This window comes from Methylobacterium soli (assembly GCF_008806385.1).
GTDB classification, from domain to species: Bacteria; Pseudomonadota; Alphaproteobacteria; order Rhizobiales; family Beijerinckiaceae; genus Methylobacterium; species Methylobacterium soli.
This window is the reverse complement of record NZ_VZZK01000003.1, coordinates 154,449-169,368: the sequence shown is the minus strand read 5'-3', so window position 1 is coordinate 169,368 and position 14,920 is coordinate 154,449. Positions and strand designations below refer to the sequence as shown.

The following is a 14,920-nucleotide window of genomic DNA, read 5'->3' as shown; positions in this document are numbered from 1 at the left end:
GAGGGCTATCTCGGTCTTTAGTTAATCAATCGCCGCGGCCCATGCGGGCAGATATTTCATTAAGCGAGCGACGTCCGGACATTCCGGCATGAAGGAAGGCTTCATCGTCCCCCGATAAGCTCACGGCTCGCTCCGGATCTGCGCGCCCTCGGGACGGCGCGGTCCACACGAACTGGTGTCCTCCAGCGAGGCAATGCGCGACGTGCGGGTCAGACTTCGCCTCGATGGCCGCCGGGCGCGGCGCTGGCACCTTCGCCTCGCGGACGCGCTCGCCCGGCATCCGGGGGCCTGCCTGGAGGTCGATGCCCGGCCCGGGCCAGACCACTGGCCGGACAACGCGGATCTGCTCTTCCGCCTCGAGACCGCGATCCACGGATTGCCGCAAATCGGGCCGGCCGCCCATCTCGACGCGCGCACGCCCCCATCCTGGCCGGCTCCCGGCAACGCGCCGCCGGACCTGGTCATCGACCTCTGCGGCGACGTTCCGGAGACCGGAGCGGTACGGCTCTGGCGTGTCCTCTATGACGGGCAGGCCGGCGAGGCGGCACTCCTGGCGAGCCTTCTGGCCGGGCGGGCGCCGATCGCCGAGATCGTCGAGGGACAGCGGGTCCTCTGTTCCGGACGGCTGGGCACCGAGGTCCGCGGCGTCGCCCTCACGATGTTCGAGGACGCGCTCGTCCGCACCGCGACGATGATCGAGGCGGCGCTCAAGGGCCGCGCCCCCCTCCTCGGCGCCGATGCGCCGTCATCGGCCGCGCTGCGCTTGCGAACATCCGATCTCGGATTGCGCGCCGTCCGGATGCTCGCGGGCGCGATCGTGCGGCGGCTCTATCATCTCTGCTACCGCGCGCCGCATTGGCGCGTCGGCTGGCGCCGCCTCGACGGTCCGGGCCTCGTCACTCTGGGCCACCTTCCCGAGATCGGGTGGCGCGAAGTGCCCGACGACGGGCGGCGCTTCTACGCGGACCCGTTCCCCTTCGAGCATCAGGGCGAGCCTTGGCTGTTCGTCGAGGAATATGTGCACGCGCTCGGCAAGGCGCTGATCTCGGCGGTCCGCTTCGGTCCCGAAGGGGCGATCGGGGTGCCGGTCCCGGTGCTCGAGACCGGTTGCCACCTGTCCTATCCGTTCGTGTTCGCCCGGGACGGTGCCGTCTGGATGGTGCCGGAGAGTTGCGGGGCGGGGAGCATCGACCTCTATCGCGCGGCATCGTTCCCGGGCGGCTGGGTGAAGGAGGCGACGCTGGTCTCCGGGATCGCCGCGAGCGACGCGACCCTTCTCGAACATGCGGGACGGTGGTGGATGTTCGCCGCCGTCCGGGGCAATGATGCCGAGGCCGCGCTCGGGAACGGCTCGTTCTCGGACGCGCTGCATCTCTGGACGGCGCCTGATTTCAGGGGGCCCTGGACGCCGCACGCGGCCAACCCCGTCCTGATCGATATCGCTTCCGCGCGGCCCGCGGGTCGCATCGTGCGGCGGGGCGCCGACCTGATCAGGCCGGTCCAGGATTGCACGCGCGGCTACGGGCAGGCGCTGGCGCTCGCCCGGATCGAGCGTCTCGATGACGAAGCCTTCGCGCAGCGCGTCGAGGCGCGCATCGAGGCCGGCCCGGCTTGGCCGGGGAGCCGCCTCCACACCCTGAACGCCGCGGCCGGATACGAGTTCATCGACGGCTCGGCCCGCGCGCCCCGCTTCAAGCCCTCCCTCCGGCGTTGAAGCCCCGCGGGAGGATGGATCCTGGCCACCGCTCCGGCGGGGTTCGCGCGGAGCCTTCAGGTGCGGCCCGGGTCGTGGTTCTGCTGGAACGGCTGCGCGATCCGCGACAGCGTTCGCCGCACGACGGCGTTGCGCACCCGGCGCGCATCCCAGAGCAGCCCAGTCCCGGTGACCATGCCCCGGGCGTAGAAACTCGACGCGATGCTCGCGCCGTCGACACCCTGCTTGACCCGATCCTGGTAGAAGCTCGCGATCTTGTCGGCGCCCATCCCGGGCGTCTCGAACCATCGCGGGAGATGGACCGAGCAGAGCCGGTCAACATCGGTGATCACCCGCCGGAACCCGACCCCCGGCGCCGGGCAGGTCGTGCAGAACGCATCGCCCACGAGGACGATGCCGTCGCGGCGGTGATCCTGCGTCACCGTGAGGTCGATCTGTCGGATGTCGACAGGACCGTCGATGCGGAAATCGTCGCAGACCGTGACGATGTCGGGCGCGAGGTCGCGGAGGATCGGCTGCGGTGCCTGCCTGAACGCGCGGGTCCAGGGCTCGGCAGCCTGCCGATAGACGAACAGGTTCCCCCGCATTGCCCCATCGATCGGGAACAGGGTCAGGTAGGCCATGCGGTCGGCGGGCTTGTAGCCGTAATAGGTCAGGGTATCGAACGGAAATTCCGACCGGGGCCGAGCCATGTTGAAGCCCAGGGAGAGCGAGTGTCCCTTCGAGGTCTCCACGCGCCGCAGCCCGGCATGGCGCCGCACCGCGTCCCCGAGACCCGTGGCCAGCACGACGAGGCGCGCCTGTGCGAGGGTCCCGTCCGTCAGCGCGATGCGCTGCAGGTCCGGTCCCGTCGTGATCTCGGCCACCCGGCCGCGCAAAAAGGTCGCCTGCGCGGGCAGCGCGGCCCGGAGGCCGTTGATCAGCGGACCGTAGGAGAAGCCGTATTCCCGCAGGCGTGCCTTCGAGACGAGGCGGCCGTAGCGATAGATCCGGCTCTCGTCCATGGGCGTGAGCAGCGGCCGGACCACGGGGCCGAGCCCCAGCCGTTCGAGCACCGCCATATGGTCGAGGCCGAATTTCTCCCCGCGGAATTCCGACGGATAGACGGCCTGCGCGTCGATCAGCAAGACCCGCAATCCGGCCTTGGCCAGAACGATCGCGGTGCTTGTGCCGGCGAGCCCCGCGCCGATGATCGCCACGTCGGCCACGATCGTCGCGCCCTGCTCGCCGGCCGCGCCGTCCCGTCTCGCCTCGGACATGTGCCGTTCCCCATCCACGCCCAGGCCCCCCCGATACCGGTCCGGCGCCCTGATCCGGTCTATCGCAAGTTCTCTCGGGTCGAGAGCCGATTAGGCAGAGAGCCATAGAGCCTTGAGGAGACCGTTAAACTGGTCGTCTCCTGCGGAGAAATAGATCAGCGATCCGCGCGTCGGGAGCGCTGAGGGGAGGGCAAGTGCGATTTGAGTTAACCGGACGTCGATGCGATCGGTGCGTCCGCGCGGCCGCGGGGCAAGAAGAGGGATCGGTGGACCGCTCGTTCACCGGACGGAAACTGCATTGCGAAATCGAGGCGCGCATTAAGCGGGCCGACATAGTTGGAATCGCACATCTCATCTCGGACAGGCCGCGACCGGCGGCGCCGATCGCCGCGCGGGGAGGCGTTCCCCCCGGGAGATGCGTCTCGGGATCGGAGCGATGCCGGAGGGATGACGCGATGAATCCGTCGAGATCGGCCGTCGGCAGACGCGCGGCATCGCCGATGCCGCCTTTGGCGAGCCGCACGTGAGCGGCCTCCGCGCGCGGCTCGCGCAGGGCCGCCTGATCCTGATGGTCGGCGGGGAGGCGATGCAGAGCGCCCTCAACTTCGCGCTGAACCTCGCGCTCCTGCACGCCCTCCCGGCGAAGGAATTCGGCGTCTTTGCTCTGGTGATGGTCATCGGCGGCGTCGGGCTGACCTATATCCGCGCCCTGACCGCCATGCCCGCCGCGATCCTGATCGGCCAGGCGAGCCGTCCGGGTCGGGCGGCCATCCACGACGTGACCTTCGGCTCGGCGGCCCTGCTGCTCTCGGCCGCCATGGCGGCCTCCGTCGCCATCGTGCTGAGCGCCTGGGTCGAGAGCGGGGCCTGGGCCGGCGGCGCCTTCGTGGGCCTCTGGGCCTTCCGCAGCCATCTGCGCACCGTTTATTTCGCGGATCAGCGCCAAGGCATCGTCGGCATCGGCGACCTGGCCTACACCCTCTGCGGATCGCTGACGGCGGCCGCCATCTGGGCTGGCGCGGATATTCTGCGCAACGTCCTGTTGATCCTCGCGGCCGCCAACGCCCTCGCCATCGCGGTGATGCTGCTGCGCGCCCGCCGCCGGGTACGCGTCAGCTTCGGCCGCAGGACCCGCCGGCGCTATCTCGGGATCGGCCGGCAGCTGGCCTGGTCCGCCCTCAGCGTCACCACGACCAATCTCCAGGGACAGGGCATGGCCCTGATGGTCGCCGCCCTCGCGGGCCCGGCGGCCTACGCGCCGATTGCCGCCGCCTTGGTGGTGTTCGTGCCGCTGCGGATCGTCGCGACCGCCCTCGCCAACATGAAGCAGCCGGAACTCTCCGCAAACCTCGCGCGCAACGAGATCCGAACGGTCCGTCGGTCCGTGCCGGCCTGGATGGCCGCGATGGCGCTCGGCGGGCTCGCCTACGGCGCCGCGATCGCTCTGGTGCTGCCGGTCATGGCGCCGGGCTTCACCGAGACGTCATCGCCCCTCGTGCTCGCCCTCGCGTGGATCTTCTACACCCTGACGATGGTCTCGGTGATGCCCCGGATCATGCTCGAGATCCTCGGCGAGTTCCGGTCGATCACGATGATCACGGTGGGCAGCGCCGTGCTCGGCATGGGTCTTTCCCTCCTGATCCTCCTGACCGAGCCGCCGAGCCTCGCCCTGATCGGCGGCGTCGTCTCGGAACTCTCGGTCCTGGCCGCTTCCGGAATAGTGGTCTGGCTCAGGATCAATCAGTCGCGTCACGGCCGCGTTCAGGCCTCGCCGTTCGATCGCGCGCCGAAGGGCGGCGCGACGCCGCCGGATCGCGGCCATCGTCTCTTCGCGCTCGAACCCGACGAGCGCCTCTCTGAGCAAGGCACCGCCCGATGAACGCCGTCGATCTTGCCCTGTTCTCACCGCAGGCCGAGAGGCCGATGGCGGCCGCGACGGGCCGCGCCTTCGCAATTGCCCTCCATCGCGACCTCGCCGGCGCGGAAGGCGCCTGGCGCCACCTCGAGCGCGAGGGCACGGTGACGGCCTACCAGCGCTTCGACTGGGTGCGTGCCATCCTGCAGCATCTCGCGCCGCGCGCGTCGGCGGATCTCCTCATCGCGGAGGTGCGCGACGCCGAGACCGGCCGGCCCCTGATGCTGTGGCCGATGTGCCGCCTGAACCGGCGGGGCCATCGGGTCATCGTCTGGGCCGATTTCGGGGTCTGCGACTACATCGCGCCCCTGATGGCCGCCGGCCTGACCCTGTCCGACGCGGAGGCGGAGGCCGTCTGGACCGCCATCCTGGCGGTGCTGCCAGCCGCGGACCTCGTGCGGATCGACGCGATCCCCGCGATGGTGTCGGGCTACCCCAACCCGCTGGCCCAGCTCGCCCGAACCACCGCCTCCGCGCACATCACCTCCGGCATGGCGATCCACGGACCGTCAGGCACGCTGCTGCAGCGGGTCTGCAAGGCCTCGGTCATGCGCGAGATCGGCATGAAGAGCCGGCGCCTGGAGCGGCGCGGCGACGTCGCCTTCGTGGTGGCCGAGACCGCGGACGCGGTGGAGACGATGTTCGCCGTCCTGCTGGAGCAGCGCCTCGCGCGCTTCGCGAAGCTCGGCCGCTTCGATCTCCTGACCCAACCCGAAGCCGTCGCCTTCTATCGACAGACGGCCCTGGAGGGCCTGTCCGGTGGGGCGGCCAGGCTCGTCGGCCTGCAGGTCGGCGATCAATGGGTCGCCACCTGCTACGGCCTCGTTCACGGCGGCGCGTTCCACGTCACGCTGCTGTCGATCGCCGATGAGAGCTGGCGGAATTGTTCACCCGGCTTCCTGCTGGTCTGCCGTGCGATGACCTGGGCGCGCGAGCAAGGCCTCGACTACTTCGATTTCACGATCGGCGAGCACGGCTACAAGGCGAAGATCGGCGGCCAATCGCAGCCCCTGCTGTCCATTCACCAGGAGCTGAGCCTGAAGGGTCGGGCCCTGCGCGGGGTGATCGAGGGCTTGCGCGACGGAAAGGCGTGGCTCGTCGCGCGCCATCCCGCCCTGTTCGAGCGCCTGCGCAACCTTCGCCAGGCGCAGCGGCGCGGAGCCGCGCGCTTCCGACGATCCTGATGCCTCGCCCCTGAGGACCGGCATTCGACCCCTTGCGGACGCGCTCGTTCACGCTCCCGCGGCCGAATCCTGCAGGTGCCCCTTGATCGCCCGCCGCCGGATCAGGATGGCAAACCGGCCGCCCGCACGGCTCGCGAGATAGAGCGCCAGGCTCACCATCGCGGCAGAGCCGGCACTTCGGAAGTCCGGCACGCCGGAGACGGTGCCCTGTTCGATCAGCCTCAACGACGCGACGCTGCCGGATTCGCCGAGGCTGCCCTGACCGGCGGGGACGGGCGCGCGCCGGCACTTCTGAGTGGGCTTCAGGGGGTCGAGGCCGCCGGCATTGCAGGGAGGCAAGGGGCGAGCGTTCCAGGTCGCGACGCTGCCGAGCCAGATCGCGAGCGCCAGGGGCGGTCCTGCGAGCACGAGGCCGATACGATGTGACCATCGCGAGACATGCGACACCATCCCGACTCACCCTCTCTCGACGCCCTCATGGATCACAACCCGAGAGGACTTGCGAGAGTTCAGAGCGTGTCGGCACGCCCTCATGGGCGTGGACGGTTCGGCTGCGGCCTCGCGTCGTCGCGTCCCGAACGGCCGGTCGGCAGGCGGGCGCGGTCCAGCAGGTGTGCGAACCCGTCCCATCGCTTGGCGCGCGGCGTCGCCGCGACGACCAGCGCGATGGCGCCCAGAGCCCCGGCGAGCATGATGGCAAGTTCGAGTTCCATGGCGGTGAGGGTAAGACGGGCGAGTGGTCACGACCATGTGACCTCGTGTCGTGCGCGTTCCACGAAACCGTCGGGCGTAGCGGGCCGTGAGCCTACCGCATGTCGGACAGGTGATCGGAGGTCATCGCCTCGAGGCTGGCGAGGCCCCGCTCGGTGATTTCCCAGGAGGCGAACATGCCACCGAGATGCGGGCCGGCTTGCTCGCCGAGCCAGCGAACCTTGCCGAGACTCGCCAAGGCGCAGAGGCGGCTGTGATCGCTGGGCCAGCTTCGGTCCTGTTCACGCTTGACGGAGATGCGCCCGGCGACAGCGTGCGCCGCCTTGGTCAGCAGACGGCGCTCATGTTTGATCAGCATGTCGTCTCTCCGAATCAGGGGGCGAGCGGGCACGCGGCACCGGCGTTGAGGTAGGCCGATACGGCCAAGCTTTGCAACCCCGAAACCCCATTTGGTACAAGGGGATACCGTCTAGATCGGGGGTTTTCGGCAGGCCGGCGCCTGAGGCCAGCGGGACGGAGAGGGGGGCTCGACCGGGTTTCGGCCGCGCGGCGTTCCGGCTCCCGAACCGGCGCGACCGGCCTCGTCGTGGTATCGGCAGAGCGGCGCGCGGGGCCTCAGGACACCGGCAGCCCGATCGGGCGGCGCGCGGCGACGGACAGGCGCCGATTCCAGCGGCGCCTGTCCGACAACCCCGTTGCGGCAGGCGATCAACCGGTCTTGCGTTGCGCCCGGCTTTTGGGCTCGACGGCGCTTGCCTGAGCGCCGGGCCGGCCCAGCCCGATCGCGCGCGCGAGTTCCGCACGCTGTTCCGAGTAGCTCGGGCACACCATGGGATACTCCTTCGACAGGCCGTAGCGCTGCCGGTAGCTGTGCGGATCGAGATTGTGGGCTGACAAGTGGCGCTTGAGCGTCTTGTAGGGCTTGCCGTCGATGAAGCTGATCAAGGCGCCGGCGGTGATCGACTTGCGGATCTGCGCCGCCGTCGGCTTATCGACCTCCGCGGCCGACGCGGCCGGCACCGGGCCTGCCGCGAGTCCGCTCAAGGCTTTGTGGACGCTGCCGAGGAGAGATGCCACCTCCACGATCGGCACGGAGTTGTTCGACACGTAGGCGCAGACGATGTCGGCGGTGAGCGTGACGAAATCGTTTGTATGATCTTGTGTTGCCTCTGACACGTTTGCAATCCGAATAAGTACCCCCGCCGAAGTTAGATCACTTTCAAGTCATATCGATCAAGTGCTGACGCATGCGTTTCCTGTTTGTACGAATTGCCAGATTATCCCGACCAGAAAGATATCGCATTGGAGCGGCGCGCGTCGGCGCCTGGAATTGACCTTTCTTTCTGGTCGAAGGCAGCTTCTCGATGAAGTCGCGGATCCCGAAATGCCTGATCTCACGACAGGTGGCTGATTTGCTTGAAGGACCGCGATCGAAGACATGACGCGATGCGCCCGGTACGGGCCTCGCGACGCTCTCGGCGTCGATCGACAAGGCTGAGCCTGTGGTGAAGGGGCCCGAGCGCGCCTTCCGCTTCTCGAATCCTCAGCGAGGCAGGATCGGTCTCGAGCCGTCGGCACAGGGTGGGTGCGAGGCTCAGGCGCGTGGCAGCGCCCCCCCGGCAGGGACGCGCCTCTGTTCCGCGAGACGATTCGCTCTGGCGCCCTGGCGCCCATCGGCATCCGCGCCCCGACGGCGCCATCGCAAGGCTTCATCCGCTCGCATTGAGCGCGGCGTGCCGCTCTCGGAGCAGTTGAGACCGTCGTCGCGCCGAGGACGCGCGGCCGGGACGCGGCGTGCCGCGCGACACGCGGATCGCCGCATCGTGGCGGCTGCCGTCCGCATCCGGCGGGTGACTTCGGATCAGGCCGCCTTGCGGGGACCCCGACCCGTCGGCGCCTCGGCGGATGCCTGTCCGCCGACGCGGCCGAGGCCGATCGACTTGGCGAGTTCGGAGCGCTGGGCGGCGTAGTTGACGGCCACCATCGGATAATCGGCAGGCAGACCGTAGCGCGCCCGGTAGCTGTAGGGGTCGAGCCCGTGGCTCGCGAGATGGCGCTTCAGGGTCTTGTAGGGCTTGCCGTCCACGAAGCTGGTCAGCGTGTCCGGGGTGATCGACTTGCGAATCTGCGCCGGGGACGGCTTCTCGAAATCCTCGGCCGCTGAGATCGGCGCAGTCCCCGTCGCGAGGCCGTTCAGCGTTGCGTGGACGCTGGCGATCAAGCCGGGAAGATCAGTCATCGAAACATGATTGCGCGCAACGTAAGCAGATACGATCTCTGCGGAGAGATCCACGAGGCTGCTGCTCGTAGTCACTGCGTCTTCCTGCACGTTTCGCTCCATGAATGTGCGTGAAACAACGTCGAAATGGTTGATTCAGCTTGAGCTGTCAACTAGCTTACATTCGAAATGCGCTGCGCACTGCATTGAAGCCTGTGCGTGGCATGGGGCAGGAATCGTTCTTTGTTCTCTTGAACTTTGCGCGCGGGACATTGCGGCGCCGGGTTTGGCCCCACTTCGCGCGGCTTTTCATCCCTCGAGGCCTTGCGCAGGAGACCGGTTGAAGCCGCCCGAACCCTTCTTTCCCATCGGCGCGGCGCGCCGAAATCGCGGCACTTCGACGGAATTCGTCCATCCTCGTTCGCGCCAGCTGCGGCCGAGCGATGTCTCGCTGGCATGCGTCGCCGGTGTTCGGCGGCGCGGCTGATGCGGAACGTCAATGGAACGGGTGGGACCGAGCATTTACATCCCGATCGCACCATGTTTCGAGGATCTCGGTCCTCGGTCGATGCTCCCTGTGCCGGCGCCTGCGAGTCTTCCCTGCTGCGATGTACACATTCCTGACCAGGCTCGGCCTGCGCTTCGAACAGAATGCGGACGAAGACCGCTTCGTCGAGCGCTTCACGCTCGATGATCTTGGCCGGACCCGGGCCGCCATGGTTCTCGGGGCCTTCGTCTACTGCGCTTTCGCGGTCTGGGACTGGATTCTCGATCCCACAATCTGGACCACCACGCTGGCCATCCGGCTCGCCGTCGCGGCTCTGGTGCTGCTCCCGTTGACGGCGGCGCTGACTCGACCGAGCGCGCAACGATGGGCGGAGCCGATCTATCTTGCCTACTGCCTCGTGCCGGGCTGCGTGCTCAGCCTGATCTATCTTCTGCTGGAGCCGGGTTTCGACCATGCGGCCGCCGGGATGATCATCGTCATCCTGTTTGTCTCGACCTTGCTGCCGTTGCGGCTACCCTCGCTCATTGCGTTCTGCGTCGTCACCTGGATCGTCTTCGCGGCCTGCGAATCCTTCGCCACGCATGAGCGGGCCGGCCTGCGCTTCGTGAACAATTTCGAGATCGGCATGGCCTACGCTCTCTCGCTCTACGCGGTTGGCGCACGGGAACTTCGCGCCCGCCGCCAGTTCCGGACCGAGCAGGCTCTGCGTCGCGAGACGTTACGGTCGGAGGAGGCCTTGCGCGAGTTGCGCGAAGCGCAGGCCCACCTCGTCCAGGCCGAGAAGCTGGCCTCGCTCGGCCAGCTCGTGGCCGGCGTCGCCCACGAGATCAACACCCCGATCGGGCTGGCGCTGACCACCTCGACCGCCATCGACGGCGACCTGAAGCGCCTCGTGCGCAGCATCGAATCGGGACAGTTGCGCCGCTCGGAGCTGACCCAGGGGATCGCGCGGCTGAGCGAGGGAATGCGCCTCCTGTTCGCCAATCTGACGCGCGCGGCCGACCTCGTGCACAGCTTCAAGCAGGTCGCCATCGACCAGGCCAACGAGGAGCGGCGGCGCTTCGAGCTGCGCGGCTGGCTGCTCGAACTGATGAGCACCCTCGAGCCTTTGCTCCGCCGCAAGGGGCACGACGTGCGGCTCTCCTGCGAGGCCGGAATCGTCATCGATTCTTACCCTGGCGCGCTGGCACAGATCCTCAGCAACCTCGCGCTCAACGCGGTGATCCACGGCTTCCCGGGCGGCCGGACCGGCGTGCTCGACCTGACCGTCTCGCGCTTGGGAGCGCGCGATCTGCGCATCGTCTTCGCCGACAACGGCGCCGGCATCCCGGCGGAGAACCTGCGCAAGGTGTTCGACCCGTTCTTCACCACGCGGCGGGACCAGGGCAGCACCGGCCTTGGCCTGCACATCGTGTTCAACCTCGTGGTCTCCACATTGGGCGGGCAGATCGAGCTGGAGAGCGGCCCGGATCGCGGCACGCGCTTCACCATCGATCTGCCGCTCACCCTGGGGGCGGCCGGCGAGGCCCTCGCGACCGTTTGACGACGTTGGAACGCCGTTCGTGGCGGCCCCGGAATAGGGCAAGCGGTCCTACTGACCGGACGGGTGCTCCCGTGCGATGAGCGGGCATGATCCGGGTCATCAAGCACATCCTCGTGGAACCGACGCCAGACCGGCACGCGCGCATCGAGCGGATCACCGCCCGGATCGGCGCGGCCTTCCCGGAGGCCACGACCGAGCTCGTTCCGGGCCTGCTCGACGACGATCTCGTGGTGGAGGTGCGCCTGCCGCTGTGCCAGCTCGACGCGTGGCGCGCGGCCCGCGCGCGCTGGGCTGATCTCGACAGCACCGACGACGTCGAGCACCGCGTCTCGGACCCATCCTGAGCCGCCTGCGGTCCGCCCGCAGCCTTCAATGTCGGCAATCGCGGGCTCGCGCTCGGCTCGACGTCGTTGCGCGGGCGGTGCGCAGCCCCCGCTTCACAGGGACTGAGCGCGAATGCCATGCTCGATCGCCCAGAGCGCGGCCTGCGTCCGGTTCTGGGTCTTCAGCTTCCTGAGCACGTTCTTCACGTGGATCTTCACGGTTGCCTCGGCGAGGTCGCAGGCGCGCGCGATGATCTTGTTCGACGCCCCCCCGGCGAGATGCTTCAGCACGTCGATCTCGCGGGGCGAGAGCTTGTGCACGGTCATGATCTGCTCGCGCGACGACGCGACGACGGCCTGCCGGCCCGTCAGGGTGCCGTGAGAGCCTTCGGTCGGGCCAAGCTCGGGCCGGGGGCGGGGCTTCCAGCGCGCGGAGATCCCCGGCATCTGGACCGTCAGGCCGCTGAAGATCAATTCGAGGATCTGCTGAAGGGTCTCTGTCGAGACGGTCTGGTCGACGATCGCGGACGCGGCCTCGCACAGGTCTTCCGGAATTGTCGCGCAATCCTCGCGATTGATTAGAAGCACCAGCTTGGTCTCGCCGCATCGTTGCGCGAGATCAACCGGGATGGTTTCGCCTTCGCGCCCGCTCGAGGCGACCAGAATGAGCATCCGGCCGGCCCGCTCGGGCAAACGCAAGACGGCTTCCGAGACGTTCAAAGCTTCCGCCTCGACGCTGTACCGCGTCGCACGAAGCATGGCCTTCAGCCCTTCTCGCGATAACGGATTGGAGGACACGACAACTGTCGAGATACTGCCCTCGCCGAACATGGCTTTCCCCTGTGATGTAATGCTGTCAACAAATGATCAGACGCTTAGTCTGAGAACCGTCTGAGAAACGATGGCACCAGTCGGGGCTCCGGAAAATTTCGATTTGTTAATATTATGTATGCTTTTCGCTTAACGTGAGAGTAAGTTTAATCCGTACAGTCACATTATGTCCGAAGGCGCGCATTCGCGCTCGTCGGTGGCGTCGTCGTGGGCCCCATCGGCCTGCTGACCCAAGCTTTAGCGCGGCTGAGTTGGCGCGCGACGCGGGTCGGGCGTCGCGACTGACGGGACGTGAGAGCCTGGACGGAGGAGGGAGCGGTGATGGCCACTGGCCCCATCACGGCCGGTCGTGCTGCGGAACGGACTTGCCATGTGGCTGGGACACGGTTTCAAGGGCCGCATGTCGAGGCAGACCGGAATCTTCGTCGGAACGGCGGGCTGGAGCCTGCCGAAGCAACACGCGGACGCGTTCCCGCCCGACGGCAGCCATCTGGAGCGCTACGCCGCACGGTTGACGGGCGTCGAGATCAACACGTCCTTCTACAGGCCGCACCGCGTCGCGACCTACGAGCGCTGGGCGGCCTCCGTACCCTCCGACTTCCGCTTTGCCGTCAAGGTCCCGCGGACGATCACGCACGAGCGGCGCCTGGTCGATATCGATGAACCGCTGACGCGCTTCCTCGCCGAGGTGGCCGGCCTCGGCACGAAGCTCGGCCCGATCCTGCTCCAGCTTCCGCCCAGCCTCGCCTTCGAGCCCGCGCGAGACAGCGCGTTCCTGGCGCGGCTGCGACGCGATGTCGGCGGCGACCTTGTCTGCGAGCCCCGGCATCCGAGCTGGTTCACGCCGTCGGTCGAAGCGCGGCTCGACGCCATGCAGGTCGCGCGCGTCGCGGCGGATCCGGCTCCGGCACCGGGGGCCTCCGAGCCCGGCGGCTGGCGCGGCATGGCCTATTACCGGCTCCATGGATCGCCCGAGATCTACCGTTCGGCCTATGCGCCGGCGGCCCTGCAGCGGATGGCCGAGCGGCTCGCGCACCATGCCGCGGGCGCGGAGGAAGCCTGGTGCATCTTCGACAACACGGCCGAATTCCACGCCGCCGGCGATGCGCTCACCACGCTGCGGAACCTGGCCAGACTCGACCCCGGCACGGGAGCCTGACATCGACCGGAGATCGCGGGCGGGGATGCGGGGCCCCGCCCCGGCGCGAGCTCTGCCCATCTCCGGTGAGCCTCACGATGTCGAGGCGCAGAGGGCACGCATCCCGCACAAGAAAAGCCCCGCGCGCCTCAAGGCTGCGGGGCGAAGGTTGATCTCGGAGACCAATCCCGTCGGCTCAGATCGAGGGGAAGGAACGCCGACGGTGCTGAACCCGGGTATCGAGTTGAGCCCGCACAGGGTGGCGCGCATCGCGGTGGCGCACATGCTCAAATGTGAAGCGGCACCCGAAAAGGCTGGTCGCAATCGGACCGAGCCGCCCGGCGCACCGATCCCGCGCGAGCTGAATCTCGGGTCGGGGGCTCCGCGCTCAGTGCGGTTGCACCTTGTCGCCGTAACGCCGGGTCCATTCCGCCAGGATGCGGGCGCGGTTCTCGGCCATCCACGACAGGTCGTTGCGCGCCATGCGCGCCTCGATATGCGGCGGGTAGGTGGCGGGTGGCTTCGACACGTCGGGATGAGCGACGATCGCGAAGGTCTGCGCATAGAGTTCGCTGGCGGCCCGGCTCGCGGCCCAATCGGCCACGCGCTTGGCGAGATCGACATGCGGCGAGCCCTGCACGATCGCGAAGGCTTCCAGCTCCCAGCCGACGCCGTCGATCGGGACGAGGATCTGGATCGGCGCGCCGCTCTCCTTCAGGAGGGCCGCCCGCATGTCGTAGCTGAGGCCGGCCAGATATCGGCCCTTGGCGGTTTCCTCGCAGGGGCCCGCACCGGTCGCCAGATAGGTGGCGACGTTCTGGTTGAGCGCATCCATGAAGTCCCACGCCGCGGTCTCGCCCATGCTCTGGATCCAATTCGCCACAAGCAGGTAGCCCGTCCCGGTCAGGGCCGGGCTGGGCAGGGCGAGACGCCCCTTCCATTCGGGCGCGAGAAGATCGCGCCAACGATCGGGGCTCGGGATCCGGTCACGTTGGGCGAGATCGCCATTGAGGCAGATGACGCCGAGATAGGCGTCCATGCCGGTCCAGGTATAGGGCAGGTTCGGATCCCGGAAGGGCCGGCGCAGCTCGTCCGCTCCGGCCGGCTCGTAGGGCAGGAGAAGACCGATCTTCTCGAAGGCGATCAGGCTGGTAGCCGCGAGCCCCAGGACCATGTCCGCCCGCAGATGCTCACGCTCGGCGAAGATCCGGTCGGTGAGAATGCCGGTCTGGTGCCACACCCAGGACACCTCGACCTCTGGCACCGCGGCCTCGATCGCTCGCTTGAACGGAGCATGCTGCTCGGGCTCGAGGGCGGTGTAGATGATCAGGCGCGTGCGTTCGACCGCAAGTGCCGGGGCCGACAGGCAGGCGAGGACGAGGCTGCGGAGCAGCAGGCTGAGGAGGAACCGCATCACCGTCGACGTCGCGAGATCTGCCAGGCACGAAGGGCGGCGCCTCGGTCAGGCCCGGGAATCGCCGCGCGCCACTCTCGCAGCCCAGCGCCGCCGCGTCACGCGGGACCCCGCGTTGCGGGGCGGGGAGCCTCGGCGATCCTGGCGGCGTGACCGGATCCG

General features: G+C 68.4%; 14 protein-coding genes. 6 read left to right on the top strand and 8 right to left on the bottom strand.

Going from position 1 to position 14,920, the window contains the following annotated elements:
• The first annotated feature begins 175 nt into the window (after positions 1-175).
• Positions 176-1,714 carry a glucosamine inositolphosphorylceramide transferase family protein gene (locus F6X53_RS04580; RefSeq protein ID WP_425324678.1) on the top strand — a complete coding sequence of 513 codons (1,539 nt, stop codon included), beginning with the start codon at positions 176-178 and terminating at the stop codon, positions 1,712-1,714.
• Positions 1,715-1,770: 56 nt separating this feature from the next.
• Here F6X53_RS04580 and F6X53_RS04575 read toward each other — a convergent pair whose 3' ends face one another.
• Positions 1,771-2,973 (bottom strand): FAD-dependent oxidoreductase, encoded by a 1,203-nt coding sequence (locus F6X53_RS04575; RefSeq protein WP_150997652.1) that lies wholly within the window; start codon positions 2,971-2,973, stop codon positions 1,771-1,773.
• Between the two features lie 523 nt (positions 2,974-3,496).
• Here F6X53_RS04575 and F6X53_RS04570 point away from each other — a divergent pair.
• The gene (locus F6X53_RS04570; protein ID WP_150997650.1) at positions 3,497-4,852 is read left to right on the top strand and encodes a hypothetical protein; all 1,356 of its coding nucleotides are present in this window, start codon (positions 3,497-3,499) and stop codon (positions 4,850-4,852) included.
• Positions 4,849-6,072: a GNAT family N-acetyltransferase gene (locus tag F6X53_RS04565; RefSeq protein ID WP_150997648.1), complete on the top strand. Its 1,224-nt coding sequence runs from the start codon at positions 4,849-4,851 to the stop codon at positions 6,070-6,072. The genes F6X53_RS04570 and F6X53_RS04565 overlap by 4 nt, the downstream gene beginning before the upstream one ends.
• Before the next feature lie 48 nt (positions 6,073-6,120).
• On the opposite strand, the gene F6X53_RS04560 is transcribed toward F6X53_RS04565, so the two are convergent.
• The 5 genes from F6X53_RS04560 to F6X53_RS04535 form a co-directional block, all read right to left on the bottom strand.
• The gene (locus F6X53_RS04560) at positions 6,121-6,522 is read right to left on the bottom strand and encodes a hypothetical protein (protein ID WP_150997646.1); all 402 of its coding nucleotides are present in this window, start codon (positions 6,520-6,522) and stop codon (positions 6,121-6,123) included.
• A gap of 80 nt (positions 6,523-6,602) precedes the next feature.
• Positions 6,603-6,785 (bottom strand): hypothetical protein, encoded by a 183-nt coding sequence (locus F6X53_RS04555; protein WP_150997644.1) that lies wholly within the window; start codon positions 6,783-6,785, stop codon positions 6,603-6,605.
• Between the two features lie 92 nt (positions 6,786-6,877).
• A complete protein-coding gene (locus F6X53_RS04550) occupies positions 6,878-7,141 on the bottom strand; it encodes a hypothetical protein (protein WP_238297702.1) in 264 nt (87 codons plus the stop codon).
• A 350-nt stretch (positions 7,142-7,491) separates the two neighbouring features.
• Positions 7,492-7,959 (bottom strand): Ros/MucR family transcriptional regulator, encoded by a 468-nt coding sequence (locus tag F6X53_RS04545; RefSeq protein ID WP_150997642.1) that lies wholly within the window; start codon positions 7,957-7,959, stop codon positions 7,492-7,494.
• Positions 7,960-8,644: 685 nt separating this feature from the next.
• Positions 8,645-9,124, bottom strand: coding sequence for a Ros/MucR family transcriptional regulator (locus tag F6X53_RS04535; RefSeq protein ID WP_150997637.1), 480 nt, complete (start codon positions 9,122-9,124; stop codon positions 8,645-8,647).
• Between the two features lie 485 nt (positions 9,125-9,609).
• On the opposite strand from F6X53_RS04535, the gene F6X53_RS04530 reads away from it, so the two are divergent.
• Positions 9,610-11,052 (top strand): sensor histidine kinase, encoded by a 1,443-nt coding sequence (locus tag F6X53_RS04530; protein ID WP_150997635.1) that lies wholly within the window; start codon positions 9,610-9,612, stop codon positions 11,050-11,052.
• An 86-nt stretch (positions 11,053-11,138) separates the two neighbouring features.
• On the top strand, positions 11,139-11,396 hold the full coding sequence (locus tag F6X53_RS04525; protein ID WP_150997633.1) for a hypothetical protein: 258 nt from the start codon (positions 11,139-11,141) through the stop codon (positions 11,394-11,396).
• A 93-nt stretch (positions 11,397-11,489) separates the two neighbouring features.
• Here F6X53_RS04525 and F6X53_RS04520 read toward each other — a convergent pair whose 3' ends face one another.
• Positions 11,490-12,206 (bottom strand): response regulator transcription factor, encoded by a 717-nt coding sequence (locus F6X53_RS04520; protein ID WP_210386369.1) that lies wholly within the window; start codon positions 12,204-12,206, stop codon positions 11,490-11,492.
• 370 nt (positions 12,207-12,576) lie between these two features.
• On the opposite strand from F6X53_RS04520, the gene F6X53_RS04515 reads away from it, so the two are divergent.
• Entirely contained in the window at positions 12,577-13,365 is a 789-nt protein-coding gene (locus F6X53_RS04515) for a DUF72 domain-containing protein (RefSeq protein ID WP_238296957.1), read from the top strand.
• Between the two features lie 367 nt (positions 13,366-13,732).
• On the opposite strand, the gene F6X53_RS04510 is transcribed toward F6X53_RS04515, so the two are convergent.
• Positions 13,733-14,758, bottom strand: a complete 1,026-nt coding sequence (locus F6X53_RS04510; RefSeq protein WP_150997789.1) for an extracellular solute-binding protein — start codon at positions 14,756-14,758, stop codon at positions 13,733-13,735.
• Between the last annotated feature and the right edge of the window lie 162 nt (positions 14,759-14,920).